General features: G+C 59.9%; 18 protein-coding genes. 5 read left to right on the forward strand and 13 right to left on the reverse strand.

The window, feature by feature from the left end; translation table 11 throughout:
- Positions 1–501: 501 nt before the first annotated feature.
- Together AB4O41_RS13505 and AB4O41_RS13510 are read right to left on the reverse strand one after the other, a co-directional pair.
- On the reverse strand, positions 502–1,290 hold the full coding sequence (locus AB4O41_RS13505; protein WP_460148070.1) for a response regulator: 789 nt from the start codon (positions 1,288–1,290) through the stop codon (positions 502–504).
- Between the two features lie 113 nt (positions 1,291–1,403).
- Positions 1,404–1,874: a prepilin peptidase gene (locus AB4O41_RS13510; RefSeq protein ID WP_460148071.1), complete on the reverse strand. Its 471-nt coding sequence runs from the start codon at positions 1,872–1,874 to the stop codon at positions 1,404–1,406.
- A 75-nt stretch (positions 1,875–1,949) separates the two neighbouring features.
- Between AB4O41_RS13510 and AB4O41_RS13515 the strand changes: the two genes are divergently transcribed.
- Both AB4O41_RS13515 and AB4O41_RS13520 read left to right on the forward strand, forming a co-directional pair.
- A complete protein-coding gene (locus tag AB4O41_RS13515; protein WP_007907464.1) occupies positions 1,950–2,390 on the forward strand; it encodes a TadE/TadG family type IV pilus assembly protein in 441 nt (146 codons plus the stop codon).
- Positions 2,387–5,155 (forward strand): PAS domain-containing sensor histidine kinase, encoded by a 2,769-nt coding sequence (locus tag AB4O41_RS13520; RefSeq protein ID WP_460148072.1) that lies wholly within the window; start codon positions 2,387–2,389, stop codon positions 5,153–5,155. Before AB4O41_RS13515 ends, AB4O41_RS13520 begins: the two co-directional genes overlap by 4 nt.
- On the opposite strand, the gene AB4O41_RS13525 is transcribed toward AB4O41_RS13520, so the two are convergent.
- The 5 genes from AB4O41_RS13525 to AB4O41_RS13545 form a co-directional block, all read right to left on the reverse strand.
- Positions 5,125–7,107: a pilus assembly protein TadG-related protein gene (locus AB4O41_RS13525; protein ID WP_460148073.1), complete on the reverse strand. Its 1,983-nt coding sequence runs from the start codon at positions 7,105–7,107 to the stop codon at positions 5,125–5,127. The two genes, AB4O41_RS13520 and AB4O41_RS13525, sit on opposite strands and share 31 nt — an antisense overlap.
- Before the next feature lie 321 nt (positions 7,108–7,428).
- Complete coding sequence (locus AB4O41_RS13530) at positions 7,429–7,986, reverse strand: DUF4136 domain-containing protein (RefSeq protein WP_123718965.1); 558 nt, start codon at positions 7,984–7,986, stop codon at positions 7,429–7,431.
- A gap of 53 nt (positions 7,987–8,039) precedes the next feature.
- Entirely contained in the window at positions 8,040–8,666 is a 627-nt protein-coding gene (locus AB4O41_RS13535) for a DUF4136 domain-containing protein (RefSeq protein ID WP_460148074.1), read from the reverse strand.
- Between the two features lie 12 nt (positions 8,667–8,678).
- Positions 8,679–9,428, reverse strand: coding sequence for a methyltransferase domain-containing protein (locus tag AB4O41_RS13540; RefSeq protein WP_460148075.1), 750 nt, complete (start codon positions 9,426–9,428; stop codon positions 8,679–8,681).
- Positions 9,428–9,730, reverse strand: coding sequence for a nucleotide pyrophosphohydrolase (locus AB4O41_RS13545; protein ID WP_258619833.1), 303 nt, complete (start codon positions 9,728–9,730; stop codon positions 9,428–9,430). The genes AB4O41_RS13540 and AB4O41_RS13545 overlap by 1 nt, the downstream gene beginning before the upstream one ends.
- Before the next feature lie 271 nt (positions 9,731–10,001).
- Between AB4O41_RS13545 and AB4O41_RS13550 the strand changes: the two genes are divergently transcribed.
- Both AB4O41_RS13550 and AB4O41_RS13555 read left to right on the forward strand, forming a co-directional pair.
- A complete protein-coding gene (locus AB4O41_RS13550; RefSeq protein ID WP_008011267.1) occupies positions 10,002–10,295 on the forward strand; it encodes a hypothetical protein in 294 nt (97 codons plus the stop codon).
- A gap of 177 nt (positions 10,296–10,472) precedes the next feature.
- Entirely contained in the window at positions 10,473–11,813 is a 1,341-nt protein-coding gene (locus AB4O41_RS13555) for an MATE family efflux transporter (protein WP_460148077.1), read from the forward strand.
- A gap of 24 nt (positions 11,814–11,837) precedes the next feature.
- Here the strand turns inward: AB4O41_RS13555 and AB4O41_RS13560 are convergent, their stop codons facing one another.
- The 6 genes from AB4O41_RS13560 to AB4O41_RS13585 all read right to left on the reverse strand — a co-directional run bounded on the left by AB4O41_RS13560 (position 11,838) and on the right by AB4O41_RS13585 (position 18,615).
- The gene (locus tag AB4O41_RS13560; protein WP_460148078.1) at positions 11,838–12,635 is read right to left on the reverse strand and encodes a DUF4123 domain-containing protein; all 798 of its coding nucleotides are present in this window, start codon (positions 12,633–12,635) and stop codon (positions 11,838–11,840) included.
- Positions 12,632–13,954, reverse strand: coding sequence for a contractile injection system protein, VgrG/Pvc8 family (locus AB4O41_RS13565; RefSeq protein ID WP_460148080.1), 1,323 nt, complete (start codon positions 13,952–13,954; stop codon positions 12,632–12,634). The genes AB4O41_RS13560 and AB4O41_RS13565 overlap by 4 nt, the downstream gene beginning before the upstream one ends.
- A gap of 233 nt (positions 13,955–14,187) precedes the next feature.
- Positions 14,188–16,101: an arginine decarboxylase gene (gene speA, locus AB4O41_RS13570; RefSeq protein WP_460148081.1), complete on the reverse strand. Its 1,914-nt coding sequence runs from the start codon at positions 16,099–16,101 to the stop codon at positions 14,188–14,190.
- Between the two features lie 218 nt (positions 16,102–16,319).
- On the reverse strand, positions 16,320–16,691 hold the full coding sequence (locus AB4O41_RS13575) for a translation initiation factor Sui1 (RefSeq protein ID WP_460148082.1): 372 nt from the start codon (positions 16,689–16,691) through the stop codon (positions 16,320–16,322).
- A gap of 283 nt (positions 16,692–16,974) precedes the next feature.
- Entirely contained in the window at positions 16,975–17,544 is a 570-nt protein-coding gene (locus AB4O41_RS13580; protein WP_367374029.1) for an NUDIX hydrolase, read from the reverse strand.
- Between the two features lie 3 nt (positions 17,545–17,547).
- Complete coding sequence (locus AB4O41_RS13585) at positions 17,548–18,615, reverse strand: DUF2333 family protein (protein WP_448091766.1); 1,068 nt, start codon at positions 18,613–18,615, stop codon at positions 17,548–17,550.
- A 289-nt stretch (positions 18,616–18,904) separates the two neighbouring features.
- On the opposite strand from AB4O41_RS13585, the gene gcbA reads away from it, so the two are divergent.
- Positions 18,905–20,575: a diguanylate cyclase GcbA gene (gene gcbA, locus AB4O41_RS13590; protein WP_460148083.1), complete on the forward strand. Its 1,671-nt coding sequence runs from the start codon at positions 18,905–18,907 to the stop codon at positions 20,573–20,575.
- Positions 20,576–21,186 lie beyond the last annotated feature (611 nt).

A 21,186-nucleotide genomic window follows, 5' to 3' on the forward strand; every position in this document is an offset into this window, starting at 1 on the left:
GGGAGATTGGTCAGTTGAGAGGTCGCCTTCGCGGGCAGCCTCGCTCCTACAAGTGGGGCGGCGTATGTCTGAGAGAGATTGGTCGGCTGTCAGGCCGCCATCGCGGGCAAGCCCGCTCCCACAGTGGAGCGGCGTGCACCCGCCCCTCACCACTCAACAGGCCGAGCGTTAGCTCGCCTGCAGCTTTTGATCTTGATCTGCCCGCCCCTTCGGGAGGCTGAGCGGAGGTGTTCATCTGGGGATTGGCGCGCAGCGCCGTTCGACGCAGTCGAACCCATCGCATGTAGGTCGTAGCGAAGCAGACCGTAGGGCGATGCCCCCAGATGGATACCGGAGCGAAGGAACGCCGAGCCTTAGCGAGGGGCCGTACGCTTGGGGCGAGACCTTTTGGGTACTTTTGGGGCGTTTGCCAAAAGTGCCTCGCCGTAAGGGCGAAACCATAAGCCGCCGTTACCGCAGAAATGGATATGTACACCATGAAACAGCGTACAGCCGAAAAACTCAGTGCGCAGTAAGCCGCCGCACACCAGCATTCCCAGGCGACAACGCCAACGCCACCTGCGTGCGATTATGCATATGCGTCAACCGCAACACCTGCGACACATAAAGCTTCACCGTGTTCTCGGTAATCCCCAACTCACAGGCAATCTGATAATTGGTCTGCCCCTTGCCCACCAACCGCGCCACCTCCAATTGCCGCGGCGACAGTTGATTAAAAACCGCCGGCATCTCCACCCGCTCAACCTTGCTCAATGCACCGTCAGCCGAATCAGACAAAGACGCCGAAGACGGTCCCCGACGAACCTTGTCCAGATCCTGATACAACTCGTCGATCGACTCACAAAGGTACTGCAACTTCTGACTCAAATGCCCCAACTGCAGGTTTTTCTGCCGCTCCTGCAAGACCACTTCCTGACGCTGCAAACCTTCGATCAACTCATCCAGATCAATCGGCTTTTGATAGTAGTCAGCGAACCCGGCACGCAAGGCCTTGATCACATCCTGCTTGTCTGCGCGGCCGGTGAGCATGATCGCCTCGAACGCCCGGTGCTTGCCGGACAGCTGTTGCAATGCCTGGACGAGCTGAATGCCATCCATGTCAGGCATCTGCAAATCACAGAGCACCAGACCGATATCCTCATATTCATTGAAGCGCTCGATCGCCTGCTTGCCGGACTGACAAGGAACACAGCGATAACCATTGCGCTCGATGAACTCGCAAAGTTCTTCGACAATCAATGGTTCGTCATCGACCACAAGGACTTTTATTGCCGAGATAAGCTTGTTCACGTGTCACTCCAGGCTTGACCGTTCCTGTACCCACTTCCACAGGCTGTACAACAACTGTTTTGAAAGTAGACGCACTTTCCAACTATGTACATAGAACGAGTGGCGCCCGGCGACTAATGCATCCAGACCAGAGTGAGCAACATGCCCACCAGCACGAACGGTGCAAAGGGCTGCTTTTTTGACGTTCCTGGTCCCAGGTAACGAAGACGATCCCTAAGCCCCTGCCCCATATATAGCCAGAGTCTTGGCGCCAACAGCAGCCAGAACGCACTGGTCAACCCGGCACCGATGAAGCCGCCGAGCAGGTGCATACCGTCCGTCGCAAGGCCCAGCGTCGCCATCAGTTTCACGTCGCCCGCCCCCAGACGTCTCAATGCATAACCGGGCAAGGTGAAGGCCAGTGCCAACAACAAAGCCCAGCCGCCCTGCACCGCCTCGGCCCCCAACCATGTAGTGCCGGTCCACAACAGATACGCCAGCGCCAATACACCCGCGCCAAGGGTCAGGCCATTGGCGATGTGCCGCTCTCGGACATCCTGTGCTGCGCAAAGCGTCAGCCAGATAAGTAGGACAAGGTTCTGCATCCGGTAAAAAACGTCCGTTTTGGCTGAATGATTCTATGCTGATACTACGTCGTGATGGTCAGGGTAGACGCACTCATGAAAACAGGCCTCCCCCGCAAACAAAAAGGTGCCGTGGCGATTGAGTTCGCCTTGGTGTTCATAATCTTTTTCGCCGTGTTTTATGGGCTGGTCAGTTACAGCCTGCCGCTGTTGCTGATGCAATCGTTCAATCAGTCGACGGCCGAAGCGGTACGCCGCAGTGTGGCGCTGGACCCGAGCACCGCCAATTACGACACCGCCGTCAGAAATATTGCGACCACCGAACTGACTCGGCAGCTGGCCTGGATCCCTGCCGCGCTGAACTTCAATGTGGCCACCGACGCCAGTGCCACCTATATCGGTGGCGTGCTGACGGTCACCATCAACTACCCCACCAGTAAATTGAATCAAGTCCTGCCGTTCCTGGTGCTGCCGGGGATCGGCTCGGTGCCCAATCTGCCGGCGACCCTTACCGCCCGATCGAGCCTGCAATTTTGAGTTCCGGAGACAAGCTCTTCGGGCGCCTGCTAAACCGCCAACCGCTACCGCCCTCGATCAATGCAGACACGCCGAGCGTGCAACGTGTCGGTTTGCAGCTGCATCTGAATGACGAGGGCCGAGTGATTCAACTGAGCGGCCCACTGCGGCATCTGCTGGCGCAACAAATGCCCGGCGCGCAGGCACCGCATCTGCTCGATTACCTCATGCCCCATAGCGGCCTGTCGGTCGAAGGCGCGCCCGCCGAGTGGCAGGGACAGAGTCTGGACCTGGATTTTTTCAGCCTCGGCGAACAACCCTTGCATCTGCGTGGCTGGGTGCAGCCGTTGGGCGAAAGCTGGCTGTTGCAGCTGATAGACATCGGCGACCTGCTGCTCGAACGTCGACAAGCGCGCAGCCGCGAACAATGCCAATTACTTGCGGCGCAGATCAGCGAACAGTTGCGCCTGTGCAGCCTGACGCGCTTGCCCGAAGTGCTGGCAGAGCAACTGCAAGGCCTGGCCCAGCGCTTTCAGATCCCGTGCATCGCCATGGCCTTGCTCGACGAACAGGCCGAGGGTTGGCTGATCCACCAGCATTACGCAGCCTTCGATGCACCCGGCTTGTGGGAAATCGACCAACGCCTGGGCACCGGTCTCGACAGTTTGAATGGCTCAGCTCCCCAGCAACTGCCTCCCAGCGAACACCCGCGCCTGCAAGGCATCTTCGGCAATGCCGAAGGGTTCGCGGTGCCTTACCACAATGCCCAAGGCGTGGTGGCCTGGTTGCTCTGTGGTTTTTACCCGGTGCAAGAACGCGCCCCCGACCTGAGCGAGCGCGACTGGCTGCAACTCACCGCCGCGCTGGCCGGCCCGTTGCTTGAGCGTTTGCGCGAGCATCAGCACCATCTGCAACTGGAGCGGCTGGAGTCTCTACAAGCCTTGCTCGGCACCGGTTGGTGGGAGGTTTTCAGCGACGATGCCGAGGTGCAATTGGCGCCGTCGCTGGCAAGCATGCTGAACCTTGCGAGCACTCGTTTGCCGCTGCACGACTGGCTCGAACAGATCCACCCAGCCGACCGTGAAGAGCTGACGATTCGCCTGCAAACCTTGCAGGACGAAGGCGCGCCGTTGCTACTGTGCGTGCGCCTGCATCGCCCCGACGCGGCGCAAACGCCGATCTGGTATCGACTGCAAGGTCAGGCCTTGGGCATCGGCAGAAACCGGCGGCTGGTGGGTTTCATGCTCGACATCAGCGACATCAAAAATCAGCAGCAGAACGCCGCTGCCGCCCATGCCCGGCTGGACAATCTGATTGCCAGTTCACCGGCGGTGATCTACGTGCAGCGCTATGTCGAAGGTGCGCTGCAACCGACATTTTTCAGCGACAGCTTGTTGCCGCTACTCGGTTGGTCACTCGCCGATTGTGCCGCCGGCGCGTTGGTGGAACGGGTTCACCCCGAGGACCGCGACGGCTATTTCGAGCGCACCCGGCAACTGCTGCGCGAAGGTTCAGTGCGTGCCCGTTATCGGCTGCGCGACAGTCGCGGCGATTACCACTGGCTGCTCGACGAAGCCAAACTGCTGCGCGACGATCTCGGGCTGCCGGTGGAAGCCGTGGGGCTGTGGCTGGATGTCACCGAAGCGACCCTGGCCGCCGAGAAAGTAAAACAGAGTGAAGAGCGCTATCGGATCCTGGTGGAAGATTCCCCGGCGATGATTTGTCGCTACCTTCCTGACCTGACGTTGACCTTCGGCAACCGTCCGCTGGCGACCTATCTGGAATGCCAGCCCGAGAAGCTGGCGGGAGTGAACCTGGGCAGTTGGATGTCACCGGAACAGCGCGAAGCGTTCCTCCAGCGGCTCAGTCACCTGAGCCCGGAGTTCCCGGTCAGCACCGCGGAAATCAACCTGCAACTGCCGGGTCGGGAACACGCCTGGTGGGTCTGGTCGGATCGCGGGGTGTTCGACGAGCAGGGTCGTTTGCTTGAGATTCAGGCTGTGGGCCGCGACAACACCGAAGTCCGGCGCGCCCAGCAACAGCTCACCCAAAGCGCGAAAATGGCCACCCTCGGCGAAATGGCCACCGGGCTGGCCCATGAAATCAATCAGCCGCTGAACGTGATGCGCATGGCCATCGTCAATGTGCTCAAGCGCCTGAGCAATGGCGATGCGCAAATCGATTACCTGACAGACAAACTCAACCGCATCGACGCGCAAGTCCAGCGCGCGGCGCGGGTGGTGGATCACATGCGGGTATTCGGTCGGCGTTCGGAGATCGAGCAGCACCCGTTCAATCCGGCTCAAGCCATCGAGGGCACGCTGTCACTGCTGTCCGAAGGCATGCGCGGCAAAGGCGTCGAGCTGCGGGTCAGCGAGACCGGATTCGAAGTGCAAGTGCGCGGCTACGTTGATCAGCTGGAACAGGTGCTGATCAATCTGATGGTCAATGCGCGGGATGCATTGTTGAGCAAACGCGAAGCCGACCGGGAGTTCAAACCGTGGATTTCGGTGTACGCCGAACGTGATGAATACTCGGTGCGACTGTGGGTCGAGGACAACGGCGGCGGTATCGATCCACGGCTGCTGGAGCGGATTTTCGAACCGTTCTTCACCACCAAACCGGTGGGCATCGGCACCGGGCTCGGGTTGTCGGTGAGTTACGGCATCGTCGAAAACATGGGCGGTAAATTGAGTGTAAGAAACTCGACCGAGGGCGCGCGGTTTTGTATCGAGTTGCCGGTTGTCGCAGACGATCAGATCACCAGTGTCGCGCGCCCCGAATGACAGCTGAGGTTGGCGCCGACGTCGACCTTGTTCAAATCGATCCCAAGGCTTAGCAGCAAAGTGTTGATCAAGCTGTCGAGCAACGGGCTGAGCACGCTGTTGATCGCGCTGATCAGCAAGGTGGTGACGCTGCTCAGGATCGTCCCCAGACCACTGACGAGACTGCCCGACGGGCCATACATATCCACGTGAATGTTAAGCGGGGTGTTGAGCAGGTTGCTGACAATGCTGCTGGTGGTGAACGAGTAGTAGAACGGTGGCTGATTGATTTCCGGCAGGCTGGTGGCGGGTGGTGCGGAATAGATATGGGAAATGTTGGTGTTCGCTGCCACGCTGGTGTCGGCAACGATATCGATACCGCCACCGACGCCGGGCACACGCGGATCGCAGGTGATGGGCAGAAAGAGAAGCCTGCGACAGGTTTTGATCCCGATATCGATCACCTTCAACGGCTGCACCGTGACCGCCGGCGGCGTGGTGTTGCTGCCGAACATGCTGGCCGCATCGATCCGGCCGATTTTCAGGTTAGCCAGCGATGTACTGGTGTTGGTGGTCAGGGTTTTGTTGGTGTTACTGACGCAGCTGTAGGCCGTGACGTAACTGCTGGCACTGGCGACCTCCAGCGCCACATCGAGCCGTATCGGCCCCGGCAACACGATGATGTCGGGTGTCTGGCAGGGCACGCCCAAGGCACAGGTCAGTGAATTGAGCACCGCCACCAGGTTGAGATTGAGCAAGGCATTGAGGGTGTTGGTCAGCGGTCCTGCCAGATCGGTCACCGCGTTGACCAGCGCCACAATGGCGTCGAGTGCCGGCAAGTCGATCGACAGCAATGTGCGCACCTGCGCGGTTCTCACGTAGATCCGATTGGGTCCCAGTGGATTCAGCGCAGCGTTTTTCGGATTGCCGATCGCGGAGAGTTGCGGCGGCTCCAGGACCTGTACCCGGGCCGTGATTTGCGCCAGCCCTGCCAGATTGATCGGCAGCGTTGCCACCAGACCGTTTTTCTTGTTGGCCAGTTGCACGATGCCTTCAATCAAGTTGAACACGCTCACGTTAGTCGTCGACGCCGACATGTTGCTGCCATTCTCGACGTGCAACAAATTGCCCAGCACCACGGTCGTTGACCCAGCGGCAACCTTGAGTGTTTGCAGCCCGACGATGGTCGCCGTCGCGCCGAGTGTGCCGCCGGGGTCCAGCACATTGACGGCAGTCTGGATCAGCTGACTGACCGCCACCGAAGTCCCCAATACCTGGTTATATCCGGCGGCGTTGAGGCCGAGGTCGAGCTTCAATCGATCGAGGTAACCGAGCAGGCTGATATTGGTGCTCACCAAACCGTTCCAGCCCGCCACGGAGAGGTTCAGATTACCGCCCAACAAACCACCGAACAGCGCATTGAGGGTCGCCGACTTGCTGGTATCGATACTCAACGCCGTCGTGCGGATGGTCAGCGATGCCAGCGGTGGCGGCAACGCTGCGACGGCGGTCGCTGTCAGGTTGAGGGTCGCACCGGCTGGAGGACCGCCGAACACGGCACCAATACCACCGGCGAAACTCTGCAGGATCGAATGGCTGACGGTCACTCGAATGGCTTCGCTGCTGCTCGGATTAGCCGTAAACACCCGAAGATTATTGGCGTCCAGAGTCAGGGCGCCACAGGCCACCGTCAGGCTGCGCGTGGGGTCAGGAAGAGTGAAATTGTTGCGGTTTGCGCTGGCGGTGGCATAGGCGGTAGCGGTGGCACCCGTGGCGCAATCACCGTTGCGCGTGGCAGCCTCCAGCGCGGCCATATCCGCGACCCGTTGCAAGCTGCGTTTTTCCAGGTATAGGCGGCCGCTGTCGACCACGAGCAGCAGGAACACCAAGGCCATACCCAAGGCCAGCACCGCCATCAAACCGATCGCTCCCCGTTGCCGGGCCGGGCTATGAAACTGCAAGCAGGGAGACATGGCGCACTCCTTTGCCGGCGCACTGGCGAGGGTTACCTCCAACGATGTGAAGCAGTGTAGACAAGCGGCCGCCAGATTGCTGGCAACTCGCCATCCCAGACGATAAAAACTCCATGTGGGAGGGCAATGCCGTTTACAAAAGAGAGTCTTGAATCAGAGAAGCCTGTGGCGAGGGAGCTTGCTCCCGCTTGAGTGCGTAGCACTCACAAAAATCGGCAGTGGTTGTCAGATTTTTGGGGCTGCTACGCAGCCCAACGCGAGCAAGCTCGCTCGCCACAGGCCCGCTCCCACAATAGATCTGTGGTGTTGGATCGTTCAGGTTTAGTGCGGTGGATAGTTAGCCAATATCCGCCCGACCGTCTCGTGGATTTTATTGCTACGATCCTGCGGATTCGGCGTGCGGCTGAGCGTCTGCTCGTCGCTGCCGCGCCACACCAGTTTGCCGTCCTTGCCATCGAGCAGGTCGACCTGGATGGTCGCTACCTTATAGCTGACGTTGCGGGTTTCGGTGTACATGGGCCCGCCCCAGTAGCCGTACCATGGGCCACCATAACCGCCGCCATAGTTAGTGCTCACCTGTTGCTGGCGATCTTCGACGATCAGGTAGGCCTGCACCTTCAGATCCGAACTGGCACCGGCGGCGGCCGGACGCAAGCCACGCTGATCCAGCTGATCGGCAACGGACTGGCGGATGCGTTGTTCGGTCAGATCACTCTTGATCCGTGGATCATCGGGGCGGTATTGCACGGCGGGCTCTTTCCAGCTCCAGCTACGGTAGGCGGCAAAGTCGCGGCTGGCATCGAAGTCATGATTGACCTGGTTGGCGGCGCAGGCAGTGAGCAGCGCGGCCATGGCCAGTAAAGCGAGACGGCGGAACATGATTTTTCTCCGATAGAAGACATGCACCTGCGGGAGGCTTCTTGGACGGGAAGCTAATTAGGAGGATACGCCGACATGGCCTTTTCGACAGCTTCGCGAATGGCATCGGCACGCTCGCTCTGATTGCCCTGATTGCTGGTTTCGGCACTGGCACTCCATACCGGCTGGCCGGTGCTCGCGTCGAACAGATCGACTCGCACTACCACCACTTGTACCTGATAAGTACGGATGACCGGTACCGTGTTGTACATGCCGTAACCGCTGCCGTAGCGGTTGTAACCGCCATAACCGCCGCCGTAATAACCCCCGCCGTAACCATAGTCGTCCTGCACTTGACGCAAGCGGGTTTCCAGATGCAAGTCGGCGCTGACCAACAGGTCCGCCGGGCGGTTGTCGTGCAATGGGCGCAAGCCGCGTTGATCGAGGGCATTGCTGACCGCTTCGGCCACCTGCGCCGAGTCGGCCCAGGCCGTGCCCGGTGGCAGGCGGCCGTTGAGCCAGGCCCAGCTGCGATAGCGGCCGTAATCCCGTGGCGCCGCCGGGTAGGCGCTACGGTCGAAGGTGCTAGCAGACTGCGGGGGAGCTGGTGGCAGCGGATTGGACGTCGCGACATAAGGGTTGCTGCCCTGACAAGCCGCCAACCCGAGACAGATCACCAGTAACCCTGAACGACTTTTCATTTCGCGCTCCGGTCAGATCGGCCGACAGATCCAGTGCAAGTAGCGCCCAAGCCCGGCGAAGCTTGGGTGACGACGGTGGGCCAGTTCCATTTCCAGCAAGTCCGGCAGTTCGACGCGGGCCTGGAATTCCACCGGCATGTAGTCGTAAAAAACCCGCACTCCACTCTGGGTTTCGACCTGCCACATGCTCTCAAGTTGCGCCGCCAGTTCCCGTGGATCCAGCGGCTGCTGCGGGGTCAGGCTCTGCTTTTCGCCGGCCATGTCGTTCTTGCGCATCTTGCGGAAATGGCCCTTGAGCAGGTTGCGGTAGATCAACGCATCGCGGTTGTAGAACGCCAGGGACAACCAGCCGTCCGGCTTCGTCAGCTGATGCAGCACCGGTAGAATCGCATAGGGTTGAGCCAGCCATTCCAGCACGGCGTGGCACAACACCAGGTCATAGGGTTCGGTGAGCTGACCGAGCAAATCCTGCCACGGCGCCTGAATGAACGTCGCCGTCTGCCCCGCTTCGGCGAAGCGCTGGCGGGCACCTTCAAGCATCGGTTCGGCGGGTTCGGCGAGGGTCACCTGATGACCGCGCTCGGCCAACCACAACGACATGTGGCCCAGGCCGGCACCGATGTCCAGTACACGCAACGGGCGGTCCGGCAGGGTTTCGGCCAGATCGGCTTGCAGCACGGCGAGACGGATCGCACCTTTGGCGCCACCGTAGATTTTTTCGGCGAAGCGAGTCGCCAGCTGATCGAAATGACGGTCGCTCATCAGCTGAACCGCCGTTCGCTGTCCGCGAGTTTGCTGCGCACCACTTCATTCATGTCCAACCCCAACTCGCTGCACAGCAGCACTAGATACAGCACGATGTCGCCGATTTCCTGCCCGGCATGGGCGAGCTTGTCTGCCGGCAACTGACGCGACTGGTCTTCGGTCAGCCATTGGAAAATCTCCACCAGCTCGGACATTTCCACGCTTGCGGCCATGGCCAGGTTTTTCGGGCTGTGAAATTGCCGCCAGTCATTACGGTCGCGAATGGCGTGCAGGCGTTCGGTCAGTTCAACAAGGTTCATCGGGCTCTCCTGAAGGCGTATAGCTTCAGGGGGATGGCGGGTGAAGGCAAGTGGCAACGGTTGAGCAACAGGAGCGATTTTTTGTGGGAGCGGGCCTGCTCGCGAATGCACACTGATATTCAACGTAGATGTTGACTGACAGACCATCGCGAGCAGGCTCGCTCCCACAGGGATAGCGCAACCCTCTATGCTTGTGGGGAACTCGGCAGCACGATTCATAGCCCAACGCCCGGATCCGGCAACCACGCCATCATTCCATCAGGACGCACACATGCAGGTAGAAAGCTTTTTCGAATGGCTCGGCCAGATAATCGGTTCGGCCATCCGGTTCATCATCGATGCCCTCAGTGGCCTGTTCAACCTGTTGAGCAACGCCGGCAGCAATTTTGTCGAAGGGCTGGCCCAGGCACTGGGCATGGACACTTCGATCGTCAGCATCATCACGCTGATCATCGGGTTGATGTTGCTATGGGCAGCGATCCGCGCCTTCATGAACGCGTCGATCATCATGGGGATTATCTGGTTGTTGCTGGGGTTGTGGTTGCTGAGCTGGATTGTTCATTAAGGCTGTCCCCACATTAGACTGATCGTTCCCACGCTCTGCGTGGGAATGCAGCCCGGGACGCTCCGCGTCCCTGACAACGTGACGCAGAGCGTCACAGGAGTCATTCCCACGCAGAGCATGGGAACGATCATGTAAAACAATCTGCCGCTACAATGCAGGCGCCCCCAAGGAGCCTGCATGTCCAACTTGATTGCCGACTGGCGCAACCGTCCGACCCATCGTCGAGTCTGGGCGCTCGCCGCCCCGATGATTCTCTCGAACATTTCCGTACCGCTGGTAGCGCTGGTCGACAGTACCGTCATCGGCCATTTGCCCCACGCTCATCAGCTCGGCGCCGTCGCGGTGGGCGCCAGTCTGTATACCTTTCTTGCCTGGGCCATGGGCTTTCTGCGCATGGGCTCCACCGGGTTCGCCGCCCAGGCTGCCGGGCGCGGGGATGGCGCAGCGTTGCGGCAGATTTTGCTCCAGGGTCTGTTGTTGGCCATGGGCCTGGCCATTTTGTTGGGCGCATTGGGCGTGCCGTTGAGCGGAGTCGCATTGCACTTCATGCAACCGTCGGCGGAGCTGGATCACCTCACCCGCGAGTTCTTCCACACACGGTTGTTCGGCTTGCCGGCGGCGCTGGCCAGTTACGCGCTGGTGGGCTGGTTCCTCGGCACCCAGAACGCCCGGGCTCCGCTGGCGATTCTGCTGAGCACCAACCTGGTCAATATCGCGCTGAACCTGTGGTTCGTGCTCGGCCTGGAGTGGGGCGTGGTCGGCGCGGCCCGGGCCTCGGTGATCGCCGAGTGGACCGGCGCGCTGATCGGCCTGTTCATGACCCGTAAGGCCCTGCGCGCCTACCCCGGCCATATCGCCTGGGCTGCGCTGGCGTTGTGGCAGAGTTGGCGTCCATTGCTGGCGGTCAATCGCGACATCTTCATTCGCAGCCTGGCGTTGCAGTCGGTGTTTTTCCTGATCACCGTGCAGGGCGCGCGGCTGGGTGATGCCACGGTCGCCGCCAATGCGTTGCTGCTTAACGGTCTGCTGCTGACCGCCCATGCGCTGGACGGTTTGGCCCACGCAGTCGAAGCACTGTGCGGACACGCCATCGGTGCTCGCGACCGCGAGGCCCTACGCCGCTCATTGGTGGTGGCGTGCGGTTGGTCGTTGCTGGCGAGTGTGGGGTTTGCCTTGCTGTTTCTGTTCGCCGGGCACCTGTTCATCGAGATGCAAACCAACATTCAGAGCGTGCGCGACACCGCCTTCCTTTACCTGCCTTACCTCGCGGTGCTGCCGCTGATTGCCGTCTGGAGTTACCTGCTCGACGGCCTATTCATCGGCGCCACCCGCGCCCGGGAAATGCGCAACGGCATGCTGTTGACGGTGATCCTGCTGCTGCCCTTCGCCTGGGCGCTGCAAGGCTTGGGCAACCATGGACTGTGGATAACCTTCCTGTTGTTCATGTTGCTGCGCAGCCTGACCCTTGGCGCGTTCGCCTGGTACTTGCACAAGCACGACAGCTGGCTCAACGGATGACGAGGGTCAGGATTGTCAGCGCGTTCAGGGTTGATCGTTCTGCCACAAGTTGCGCAGGCTATCGAGACGCTCCTGCTGGGTGGCTCCCGACAACGGCTGCCCAGGCACTGCGTCGGGGTGCTGCAAGCGCAGCCATAACCAGCCATCAAGCACCGGACGTTCGCTGAAACCCAGGGCCAACCCTTCCTGCAGGTAAGTCCACACGTTGTTGTAGTCGGTGCCGGTGGATCGGCTCCAGCGCCATGCGTGCTGTTCCAGCAGGCAGGTTTGCAAAGTGTCTCGCTGACGCAGGCTGAGGTTTTCTTCGATGGCCAGCGGCCGGACGGCAAGCCGCGGATTGAACAACTGCTGCCAGCCTTGACAGCCAATGGCACGGTCGGCCCAGGTGCCACCGAACCAGCGCAACTGATCGATCGGACCTAACCAGCGACTCAGCTCCTGCGCATCGCAGGCATCGAAAAAATAACTCGCCGTGTGTGGATTGTAGTAACTCAACAAGGCCCGGTGATGCAGACCCAAGGTGACCGCGAGCATGCGTCGCAAATGCTCCAGCAGCTGCGATGGCGATGTTTCACTGACCAGCAGCAACCCGCTCCAGATATGTGGCGTACTTTGGCACAGCTCGGCCAGTGCCGGGCATTCGCGAAGGTCGACCAACACCGGCCCGTGCTCACGCAAGGGGTGAAATTCGGTGCCTTCGAACAGGCGGAACCATCGGGCATGAGCAAACTGTTGCCGAAAATTCGCACTGGCCTGAGGCGCGCCCGGCACGTCGAGCAACAGCCATTGCGGGGTCGGGTCGACCGCTTGAGCGGCGATCATGCCGCACCGCTCTGGCCAGGCTGCAGCGCCGCCCGGCAGGTACAAAAAGACTGCGCGCAATGACTGAAACTGCCGCCGCCGGGCAGCAGACACAGGAGCACCAAGGGTTCGCTGGATTGCAGCAAGCCCTGCATGCCGTCGAGTACCGGGCTGACATCGGTCGTCAAGGAGGATTGCTGGCCGGGTATGACTGGCTCTGCACTGGAGGCTGCGCCGGCAAGAAATCCGCTGATCAAGGGTTGATCCGGATCGCCTTCGATAAAGCTCACCAGCACCTGCGCCCCTTCGCTCAATGGCAGGGTGCCCGCGCCTTCCAGCTCGGGTGCCAATGGCAACCAGCAGTGACTGGGCGCTGCACCCTCCCCTTGGTAAAGCCAGTCAAACTGCACGGCAACCGGTCTGGCCAGATCCGGTTGAGACTCATCGACCTCGACCACCCACGCCCGCTGCAGACTATGCATCCTGGGTTTGATGATCGAATGAGGTGCTACCAAAGGCATTTCCTGCACAACGGCGCGCACTTGGTTTCTATAAGGAAGCTCCGGTTCCTGCCCACCCTGATGCTCGACATGGGTCAGTAGCCAGAGACGATTCCAGTCCACACACGGATGGCCGGACAGCGGCATCAGTTGGCCGCTGCGCAGGGTCGCCAGATTTGTCTGGCCTTCGGCGATCTGCCCACAGCCGTGAAGCTTGAACTGGTGCACACCTGGTCGTTCATTCTCACCCTCGAAGACGCTCTCTTCACCACGGCTGAACTGCCCCAGGCCATCGCCGAAAACCAGACAGTGTCCGAGGGCGCTGTGTTCGAAGTAATAATGAAGCCGTTCCTGGGCGCACAGACGCTGGAGAAATTGCAGGTCTGATTCCCGGTACTGCGTACAGAAATCATGGGACGGGTAATCGCCGCGCAGGTCGAAGCGCCGATCCTTGCCGGCAATACCGTGCTCCTTGAGCACCAGAGCGAGGATCTCCGGCGCCGAGCGCTGGCTGAAGATTCGCTGATTGAAGCGCTGGGCCAGACACGCCAGCCTGGGTCCCAGACGGACACGACATAGACTGGGCTCACCACCATGGCCGAGCTGCACGAGGCCAAGCAACTGCCCGTGAATACCCTGCCCCTGAGGGCCAAAGTGCAAAAAGGCCGAGCGATACAGCAGGCTTGCGAGATCCAGCGTTGGGTCATGGTTCAGCAGATCCACCTCGAACACAAAAGGCTCGCTGATGGCTTCACTACCGGTAAAGGCCAAGACCTCAAAGGGGTCGGGAAGACCCGCTATATCCAGACGAAATGACGGCTCGTTGACTGGATCGAACATCGGCGATTCTCTACAGGAGGGGCGGCCGGGGATTCTCGCCGAGAGACATGGCCGAGTAGAGTGCCGAAGTACAACTTAGGAAATGACCTACGTGAAAAGAAGACCACATCGCTTGGATAGCCTGGTCTGTGGGTCATTTCGCTTAAAAATAGAGAAGTGTCGCACCAGGCCATCTGAAATTTCCCCAACATATGGAGAATTTTCAGACAACCCGATGAGAACGGTGCCTTACCTCAAGAAGACAGGTAAGACGAACGGGTCAGGCCCAGGCGCAAGGCGTCGAGGAACTGGGTGCGCTCGGCGGCGCTGATGCGGGCACTGGCGCACTTGTCGCGGTAGTGGGTCATCAGTTCTTCCGGCGACAAGTGCACGTAACGCAGCATGTCTTCGATGGTGTCGTGGGTTTCGATACCGGCGTGGTACACGCTGCCGTCGGCGTTCTGGTAGATGTTCACCGAGTCGGTGTCACCGAACAGGTTGTGCATGTCGCCGAGAATTTCCTGGTAGGCACCCACCAGGAAGATCCCCAGCAGGTAGTCCTCGCCTTCGTTCAGACCATGCACCGGCAAGCTGGTCTCGATGCTCTGCTCGTCGACGTACTGCTTGATCTTGCCGTCGGAGTCGCAGGTCAGGTCTTGCAGCACCGCACGGCGCAGCGGCTCTTCGTCGAGACGGTGCAGCGGCAGGATCGGCAGGACCTGGCCGATAGCCCAGGTGTCCGGCAGGCTCTGGAATACCGAGAAGTTGCAGATGTACTTGTCGGCCAGCTTGTCGTTGAGTTCGTCGAGCACCTGACGGTGAGAACGCTGACGAGCCTTCAACGAGTTGTGCAGGCGGCGGCAAACGGCGAAGTAGCATTGCTCGGCCAGGGCTTTTTGCGCCAGGGTCAGCTTGCCATCGGCGTATTGAGTGGCCACGTCGCTCATGTAGTGCGTGGCGCGCCAGTACGTCTCGGTGACCATTTCGATGTCGGTCGGGCCGAGCAGGTCAACCAGCCACTGCACGGTTTCCGGCAGCTCTTCCTTGTCATCGATCTTCGGCACGTCGTCGTTGTGCTTCTCGACGTCGGTTACCTGAACCACCAGCATAGCGTGGTGAGCGGTCAGGGAGCGGCCGCTTTCAGAGAAGATGTTCGGGTGCGGCAGGCTCTGCGCGTCGCAGAACTCCTTGAGCATCCCGACCACGACACCGGCGTAATCGTCCATGTCGTAGTTGATCGAACTGGCGTTACGCGAGTGAGTACCGTCGTAGTCCACGCCCAAACCGCCGCCGACGTCGATGTGATCCACCGGCAGGCCAAGGTTGCGCAGCTCGCCGTAATAACGGATCGCTTCCTTGAAGCCGTGCTGGTAGTCCGCCAGGTTGGCAATCTGCGAACCCATGTGGAAGTGCAGCAGGCGAATGCCCTGATCCAGACCGGCAGCGCGGAAACGCTCGACCACCGACAGCAGTTGCGCCGCCGACAGGCCGAACTTGGATTTTTCACCACCGGTGTCTGCCCACTTGCTCGACGCCAGGGACGACAGACGCACGCGCAGGCCGACCTGCGGCTTGACCTTGAGCGCCGCAGCTTCTTCGATCACCAGACCGACTTCGGATTCTTTCTCGATCACGATGAACACGTTGTGGCCGAGCTTCTGGCCCATCAGCGCCAGACGGATGAACTCGCGATCCTTGTAACCGTTGCAGACAATGGTGCCACCCTTCGGTGCCAACGCCAGAACGGCGAGCAACTCAGGCTTGGAGCCGGCTTCCAGACCGATCGATACGTCCTGGGTAGCGATGATGTTTTCGATCACCGCTTCTTGCTGGTTTACCTTGATCGGGTACAACGCGGTGTACTTGCTCTGGTATTCCAGACGCTCGATGTTGGCGTCGAACGCACCGGTCAGCTGGCGTACGCGGTCTTGCAGGATGTCAGGGAAACGCACCAGCAACGGCAAGGACAAACCGCTTTTGCGCAGTTGGTCGACTTGCTCGAAGAGGTCGATAGGCGAACTGGTCGGGCCGTTCGGACGAACTTCGACGCGACCGGCGTCATTGATCGCGAAATACCCGGCCCCCCAATGGCGAATCCCGTAAACACTGCGGCTGTCCGCAACTGTCCATTGGCTGCCATCGTCTTTGCGTGTGCGTCGTACGGACATCGAAGTCCCCTATAAAGAAGTCATAGAGCGCCGCCTTAAGTTCAGGCCGGCGCAGTCTAAAGAATGAAAATGACGGTTCGTCAACGAGGGGGTAGACCTCGCTGACCGCAGTGAGTTTAGAAACCGGTCATGAACAGGCTCTGTGAAAACCATGGAGACGACGCCAGACCAGGATGAACAGGACTGGATCAAGCCGCGGGTGGTTTTCACAGAGGCTGCTAGCCGCCGGACTTCTTCGCCTTGAAACCGTGTTTGATCAGCTCGGCCAAGAGTAGCTCGACATGATCGCCCTGGATCTCGATGATCCCGTCTTTCAACGCCCCGCCGGTCCCGCAACGTTTTTTCAACGTAGTGGCCAGGTCCTTGAGCGCGTCTTCGGCCAACGGCACGCCGGTGATGGTGGTCACCGTCTTGCCGCCACGGCCCTTGCTTTCGCGACGCACGCGAGAGATGCCGTCGCCGGCCGGGATAACGGTTTGTTTGCAGATGCAGGTATCCACCGGTTGACTGCAATCCGGGCAATGACGACCTGCGTCGGTGGAAAATACCAGGCCACCAAGGGCGGCGAAGGATGCGGCTTTTTTGGCCACCGGCAATCCTCTTGGGAGGACAAAGACTGATCGTGGCAGATGCCATCGACCGCGAAGCCCCACTCAGGCAGGGGCAGCGCTACTGAAACGGTACAACTCTGTGTATGAGCGCAGGAGCTGACGAGTGTAACGAGGCTGCGATCTTTTGATTTTGACTCAAAAGCTAAAGTCAAAAGATCGCAGCCTGCGGCAGCTCCTACAACAAACATTACCGGTTCAGTTTGAAAAGGTCGCGCAGTGTAACGGCAAAAACGCCGATTGCTAAGAGCCAATCGGCGCCAATTTATAGCTCTTTTGCGACGTTATTCCCTTGAGCGCGAAGATAGCGCTGCAAGGCTGCCAGAGAGTCCGGGCAATAAGGCTTCTGCGTGATTTCCAGGAGGACTTGATCGATCGGGATGAAGCGCGCTTCAAGCACTTCTTCCGGCTGCAGGATCAACGGGCCGTCCCACACTGCCGAAAACGCCGAACACCAGAGTCGATTGCCGGTGTCTTCGAAGAAAAAGTGATCATGGGCAGTCAGTTCCACACCGCTCACGCCCAGCTCTTCTTCCAGCTCACGGGCCGCCGATTCGGCGTAAGTCTCAGTGGCCAGCACCATGCCGCCGGCCGCCACGTCCCAGTAACCGGGGTATATCGCTTTGCTCAGGGTACGTCGGTGTACGCACAGTTCACCGGCAGAATTGAACAGCATGATGTAGGTGCCGCGCCCGATCAGCTCGCGTTCGCGCAGCTCGGAGCGGACCAGCGCGCCGAGCAGGTTGTCCTGCTCGTCGACCCAGGCGATCTGTTCGGCATCGGAGGCCGCACGATGGGCGGCCTCACGCATGTCATCGATGGAGCTATCAACCATGACTCAGCCCTGATTGAGTAACTGGCGCAAATCGATCACCGCGGCGTTGGCCCGAGAGATGTAATTGGCCATGACCAGCGAGTGGTTGGCCAACACACCGAAGCCGCTGCCGTTGAGGATCATCGGGCTCCAGACTGGCTCTTGCGAGGCTTCCAGCTCACGAATGATCTGGCGCACGCTGACCGTGGCGTTTTTCTTCGCCAGCACATCGGCGAAATCGACTTCGATGGCACGCAGCAGGTGGGACAACGCCCAGGCTTGACCGCGGGCTTCGTAGAACACGTTATCGATCTGCAGCCACGGGGTTTCGACGACTTCTTCGTCCACCTGCGGCACCTGACCGAGCGCCGGGACTTCAGTCTTCAGTGCGGTGTTGAGCTTGACCCGGCCAACACTGGCCGACAGCCGTTGCGACAGCGAACCCAAACGGGTTCCAACATCACCCAACCAGTTGTTCAGGTTGTCGGCGCGGGCATAGAACAGCGCACTTTTCTGGTCAGGTCCCGACAGACGTGCCTGATAGCGGCTCAGGGAGTTGATGCCTTCCTGATACTCGGACTCACTGGACGGCAGCACCCAGCTCTTGTTGTCAAAGTTGAAGCGCGGCTCGGCCTTGGCCAGGTCGGCGTCTTCGGCGGACTGCGACTGGGAACGGGCGAAGTCTTTACGCAGCGCACGGCTCAGGTCGCGGACCTGGACCAGCACGCCATATTCCCAGCTCGGCATGTTGTCCATCCACAGGCCCGGCGGGAAACGGTCATTGGAAATATAACCACCCGGTTTGGTCAGCAAAGTACCGGCAACGGTCTTGAGGGTTTCCACCGTGGTGTACCCGACAACCATCTGCTTGCCTTCTTTCTCGGCCGCCATTTGGGCATTCTGCTGAACCGGGAACAGCGCTGGCTCCTGGCTCCAGTACCAGCCCAGCGCAATCGCCACCAACAGGTAAAGAACAATCAGAGTGGCCAGCGCCCGGCTGAACAACAGGCCGCCAAAATAACTGCGGGTGGCCGATTTCGGTTCAGCGGCACGCTCAGGCGCGCTGCCTGTGCGGTTCTTCCAGTCCAGCATGGCGGTATCCTTTCAATCACTTGAGTTCATCGGTTCGACCACAACCCTACGCCATCGTGCGTCATTTGCCGCGCATTAAATCCTGCGCGTCACAGCGAGCCACACAATGACCGCAATGGAGCTGCCACTATAAATGAAGCACAGCGTTGAGCCTATGCGACCAGTCGGTCAGAAACTGAATGAAGTCGCTTTGCAGATTATTGACATGCGACACTCATGCAATCGAAAAGAGGTGCTAGCATAGAGCCACCAGTCGATCTCAGCATGCACCCTAACTAGTAGTCAGGATATGACCGAGCCAGAAGACCCCAGCCGTGAGCGCCTCAAGCACCACTTTGCCCAGCGGGTAATTCATCAGGCACGTCAGATTCTTGAGATATGGCAACGCCTGCAACGCAACGAATGGTCCACCACCGACTTGTCGGAACTGAGTGAGGCCAATCTGCGCCTGTTGCGCTTTGCCGAACGTTTCGAACAACCGGAACATACTCAGTTGGCGCGTCACATCGGCCAGTCGCTGGACGCGGTGGACGCCAACCGCGGACGTCTGAGCAGCGGACTGATCACTGACCTCAATCGCCTGATGCAGCGCCTGTCCCGCACCGGCCTGCGCCATGGCGACCAGCTCGAACACACCTTTCTGCCGCCGCTGCGCAAACCGATTTACGTGATGCTGCAGGATCACGACCGGGCCGAGCGGCTGGCCAAGCAACTTGAATTCTTCGGGCTCAGCGCTCAATCCCTCGACACTGTCGCCGCATTCCGCTCCTCGATGGTCGAGCGGTTGCCGGCGGCGATTGTCATGGACGTCGATTTTAGTGGCGCCGGCATCGGTCTGAAACTGGCGGCCGAAGCCCAGGAAGGCCTCGATCAGCCTTTGCCGCTGTTGTTTTTCAGCCTGCACGAAACCGATACCCCGACCCGCCTCGCCGCCGTGCGCGCCGGTGGCCAGGAATTTCTCACCGGCACTCTCGAAGCTTCAAGCCTGCTGGAAAAAATCGAAGTCCTGACCTGCGTCGCCCAGTACGAACCTTATAAAGTGCTGATCATCGATGACTCCCGCGCCCAGGCCTTGCACACCGAACGCCTGCTCAACAGCGCCGGGATCGTCACGCGGACCTTGATCGAACCGATCCAGGCCATGGCCGAACTGGCGGACTTCCAGCCGGACCTGATCATCCTCGACATGTACATGCCCGCCTGCACCGGCACTGAACTGGCCAAGGTGATCCGGCACAACGACCGCTATGTCAGCGTGCCGATCATTTATCTGTCGGCCGAAGACGACCTGGACAAGCAGCTCGATGCCATGAGTGAGGGCGGCGACGACTTCCTGACCAAGCCGATCAAGCCACGGCACCTGATCACCACCGTGCGCAACCGTGCGGCACGGGCACGCAATCTGAAGGCGCGGATGGTGCGCGACAGCCTGACCGGTTTGTACAACCACACCCACATTCTGCAATTGCTTGAAGACTGTTCGTTCCGCGCCCGACGCGAAAACAAGCCGCTGAGCTTTGCGATGCTCGACATCGACCATTTCAAACGGGTCAACGACAGTCACGGCCATCCCATGGGCGACCGGGTGATCAAGAGCCTGGCGCTGTTTCTCAAGCAACGGTTGCGCAAGACCGATTTCATCGGTCGCTACGGCGGTGAAGAGTTCGCCATCGTCATGCCGGACACTGATGTCGAATCGGCCTACAAGGTGCTCGATGAAATCCGTCAGCGCTTTGCCGAAATTCACTACCCGGCTCAGCCCCAGGACCTTTGGTGCACCTTCAGCGCCGGCGTCGTCGAATGGCGCGAAGACTCTGACAGCCTGTTGATGGCCAGCCAGGCTGACGAGGCGCTGTATCGTGCGAAGAACGCCGGACGTAACCGCGTACAAGCCGCGCGGGAATCAAAGCAAAGTGCCACTTTTTCATCGGAATCGACCGATTCGGTCATAACTCTGTAATAGAAACGCAATAACTTCAGGCACTTACCATTCTGCCGTTGGTAGACCTGATGCGCCTGAAGCTGTTGACCAATCTCAATACCCTCCTTTTGGTCGCCGTGTGCGTGGCCCTTGGCGTCACGCTCTGGTGGTCGCAAAAAGCTCTGGAACGCCCCTATCTATTGATGGAGCGTTATCTGGGACTGTCTCAGCAATTTCAAAATGAAGTGGCGCGCAACGTCGAAGATTACCTGGCCAGCGGCGATGCCCTGCGCCTGAGCAGCGCCCGCCAGGCCATCGACACCTTGCAAAAGGAACTCGGTGGGTTGCCACCGGCATTGGCCGACACCTTGCGTCCGAGCCTGTCGAACCTGGCTGAGTTCAGCAAAACCGACCTGCTGGCCGCCGGCAAACTCGCCGGCGACCCTCAAGCGCTGCTACTGCAAGCCGAACGCGAACTCGGTGCCAGCCTCCATCAGCTCAGCCAATACGCCAGCGGTAATGCGGCGTACCTGACGCCCTTGCTCGTTGCCTCCCAACATTTGGGCAAACTGTCCCTGGCCCGGGACAAACTGGTCAGCAGTGGTCGTAGCGAACTGGCCGCCGATGTCGAGCGCGAGGTCGCCAACATC

The sequence above is a fragment of the Pseudomonas sp. S2_A02 genome (genome assembly GCF_054668495.1).

What these genes read in the sequence shown, in the direction of transcription:
- AB4O41_RS13510 (WP_460148071.1), bottom strand. Translation starts at nt 1,874, where the DNA reads ATGCAGAACCTTGTCCTACTTATCTGGCTGACGCTTTGCGCAGCACAG.
- AB4O41_RS13515 (WP_007907464.1), top strand. Translation starts at nt 1,950, where the DNA reads ATGAAAACAGGCCTCCCCCGCAAACAAAAAGGTGCCGTGGCGATTGAG.
- AB4O41_RS13525 (WP_460148073.1), bottom strand. Translation starts at nt 7,107, where the DNA reads ATGTCTCCCTGCTTGCAGTTTCATAGCCCGGCCCGGCAACGGGGAGCG.
- AB4O41_RS13530 (WP_123718965.1), bottom strand. Translation starts at nt 7,986, where the DNA reads ATGTTCCGCCGTCTCGCTTTACTGGCCATGGCCGCGCTGCTCACTGCC.
- AB4O41_RS13535 (WP_460148074.1), bottom strand. Translation starts at nt 8,666, where the DNA reads ATGAAAAGTCGTTCAGGGTTACTGGTGATCTGTCTCGGGTTGGCGGCT.
- AB4O41_RS13540 (WP_460148075.1), bottom strand. Translation starts at nt 9,428, where the DNA reads ATGAGCGACCGTCATTTCGATCAGCTGGCGACTCGCTTCGCCGAAAAA.
- AB4O41_RS13545 (WP_258619833.1), bottom strand. Translation starts at nt 9,730, where the DNA reads ATGAACCTTGTTGAACTGACCGAACGCCTGCACGCCATTCGCGACCGT.
- AB4O41_RS13550 (WP_008011267.1), top strand. Translation starts at nt 10,002, where the DNA reads ATGCAGGTAGAAAGCTTTTTCGAATGGCTCGGCCAGATAATCGGTTCG.
- AB4O41_RS13555 (WP_460148077.1), top strand. Translation starts at nt 10,473, where the DNA reads ATGTCCAACTTGATTGCCGACTGGCGCAACCGTCCGACCCATCGTCGA.
- AB4O41_RS13560 (WP_460148078.1), bottom strand. Translation starts at nt 12,635, where the DNA reads ATGATCGCCGCTCAAGCGGTCGACCCGACCCCGCAATGGCTGTTGCTC.
- AB4O41_RS13565 (WP_460148080.1), bottom strand. Translation starts at nt 13,954, where the DNA reads ATGTTCGATCCAGTCAACGAGCCGTCATTTCGTCTGGATATAGCGGGT.
- speA (WP_460148081.1), bottom strand. Translation starts at nt 16,101, where the DNA reads ATGTCCGTACGACGCACACGCAAAGACGATGGCAGCCAATGGACAGTT.
- AB4O41_RS13580 (WP_367374029.1), bottom strand. Translation starts at nt 17,544, where the DNA reads ATGGTTGATAGCTCCATCGATGACATGCGTGAGGCCGCCCATCGTGCG.
- AB4O41_RS13585 (WP_448091766.1), bottom strand. Translation starts at nt 18,615, where the DNA reads ATGCTGGACTGGAAGAACCGCACAGGCAGCGCGCCTGAGCGTGCCGCT.
- gcbA (WP_460148083.1), top strand. Translation starts at nt 18,905, where the DNA reads ATGACCGAGCCAGAAGACCCCAGCCGTGAGCGCCTCAAGCACCACTTT.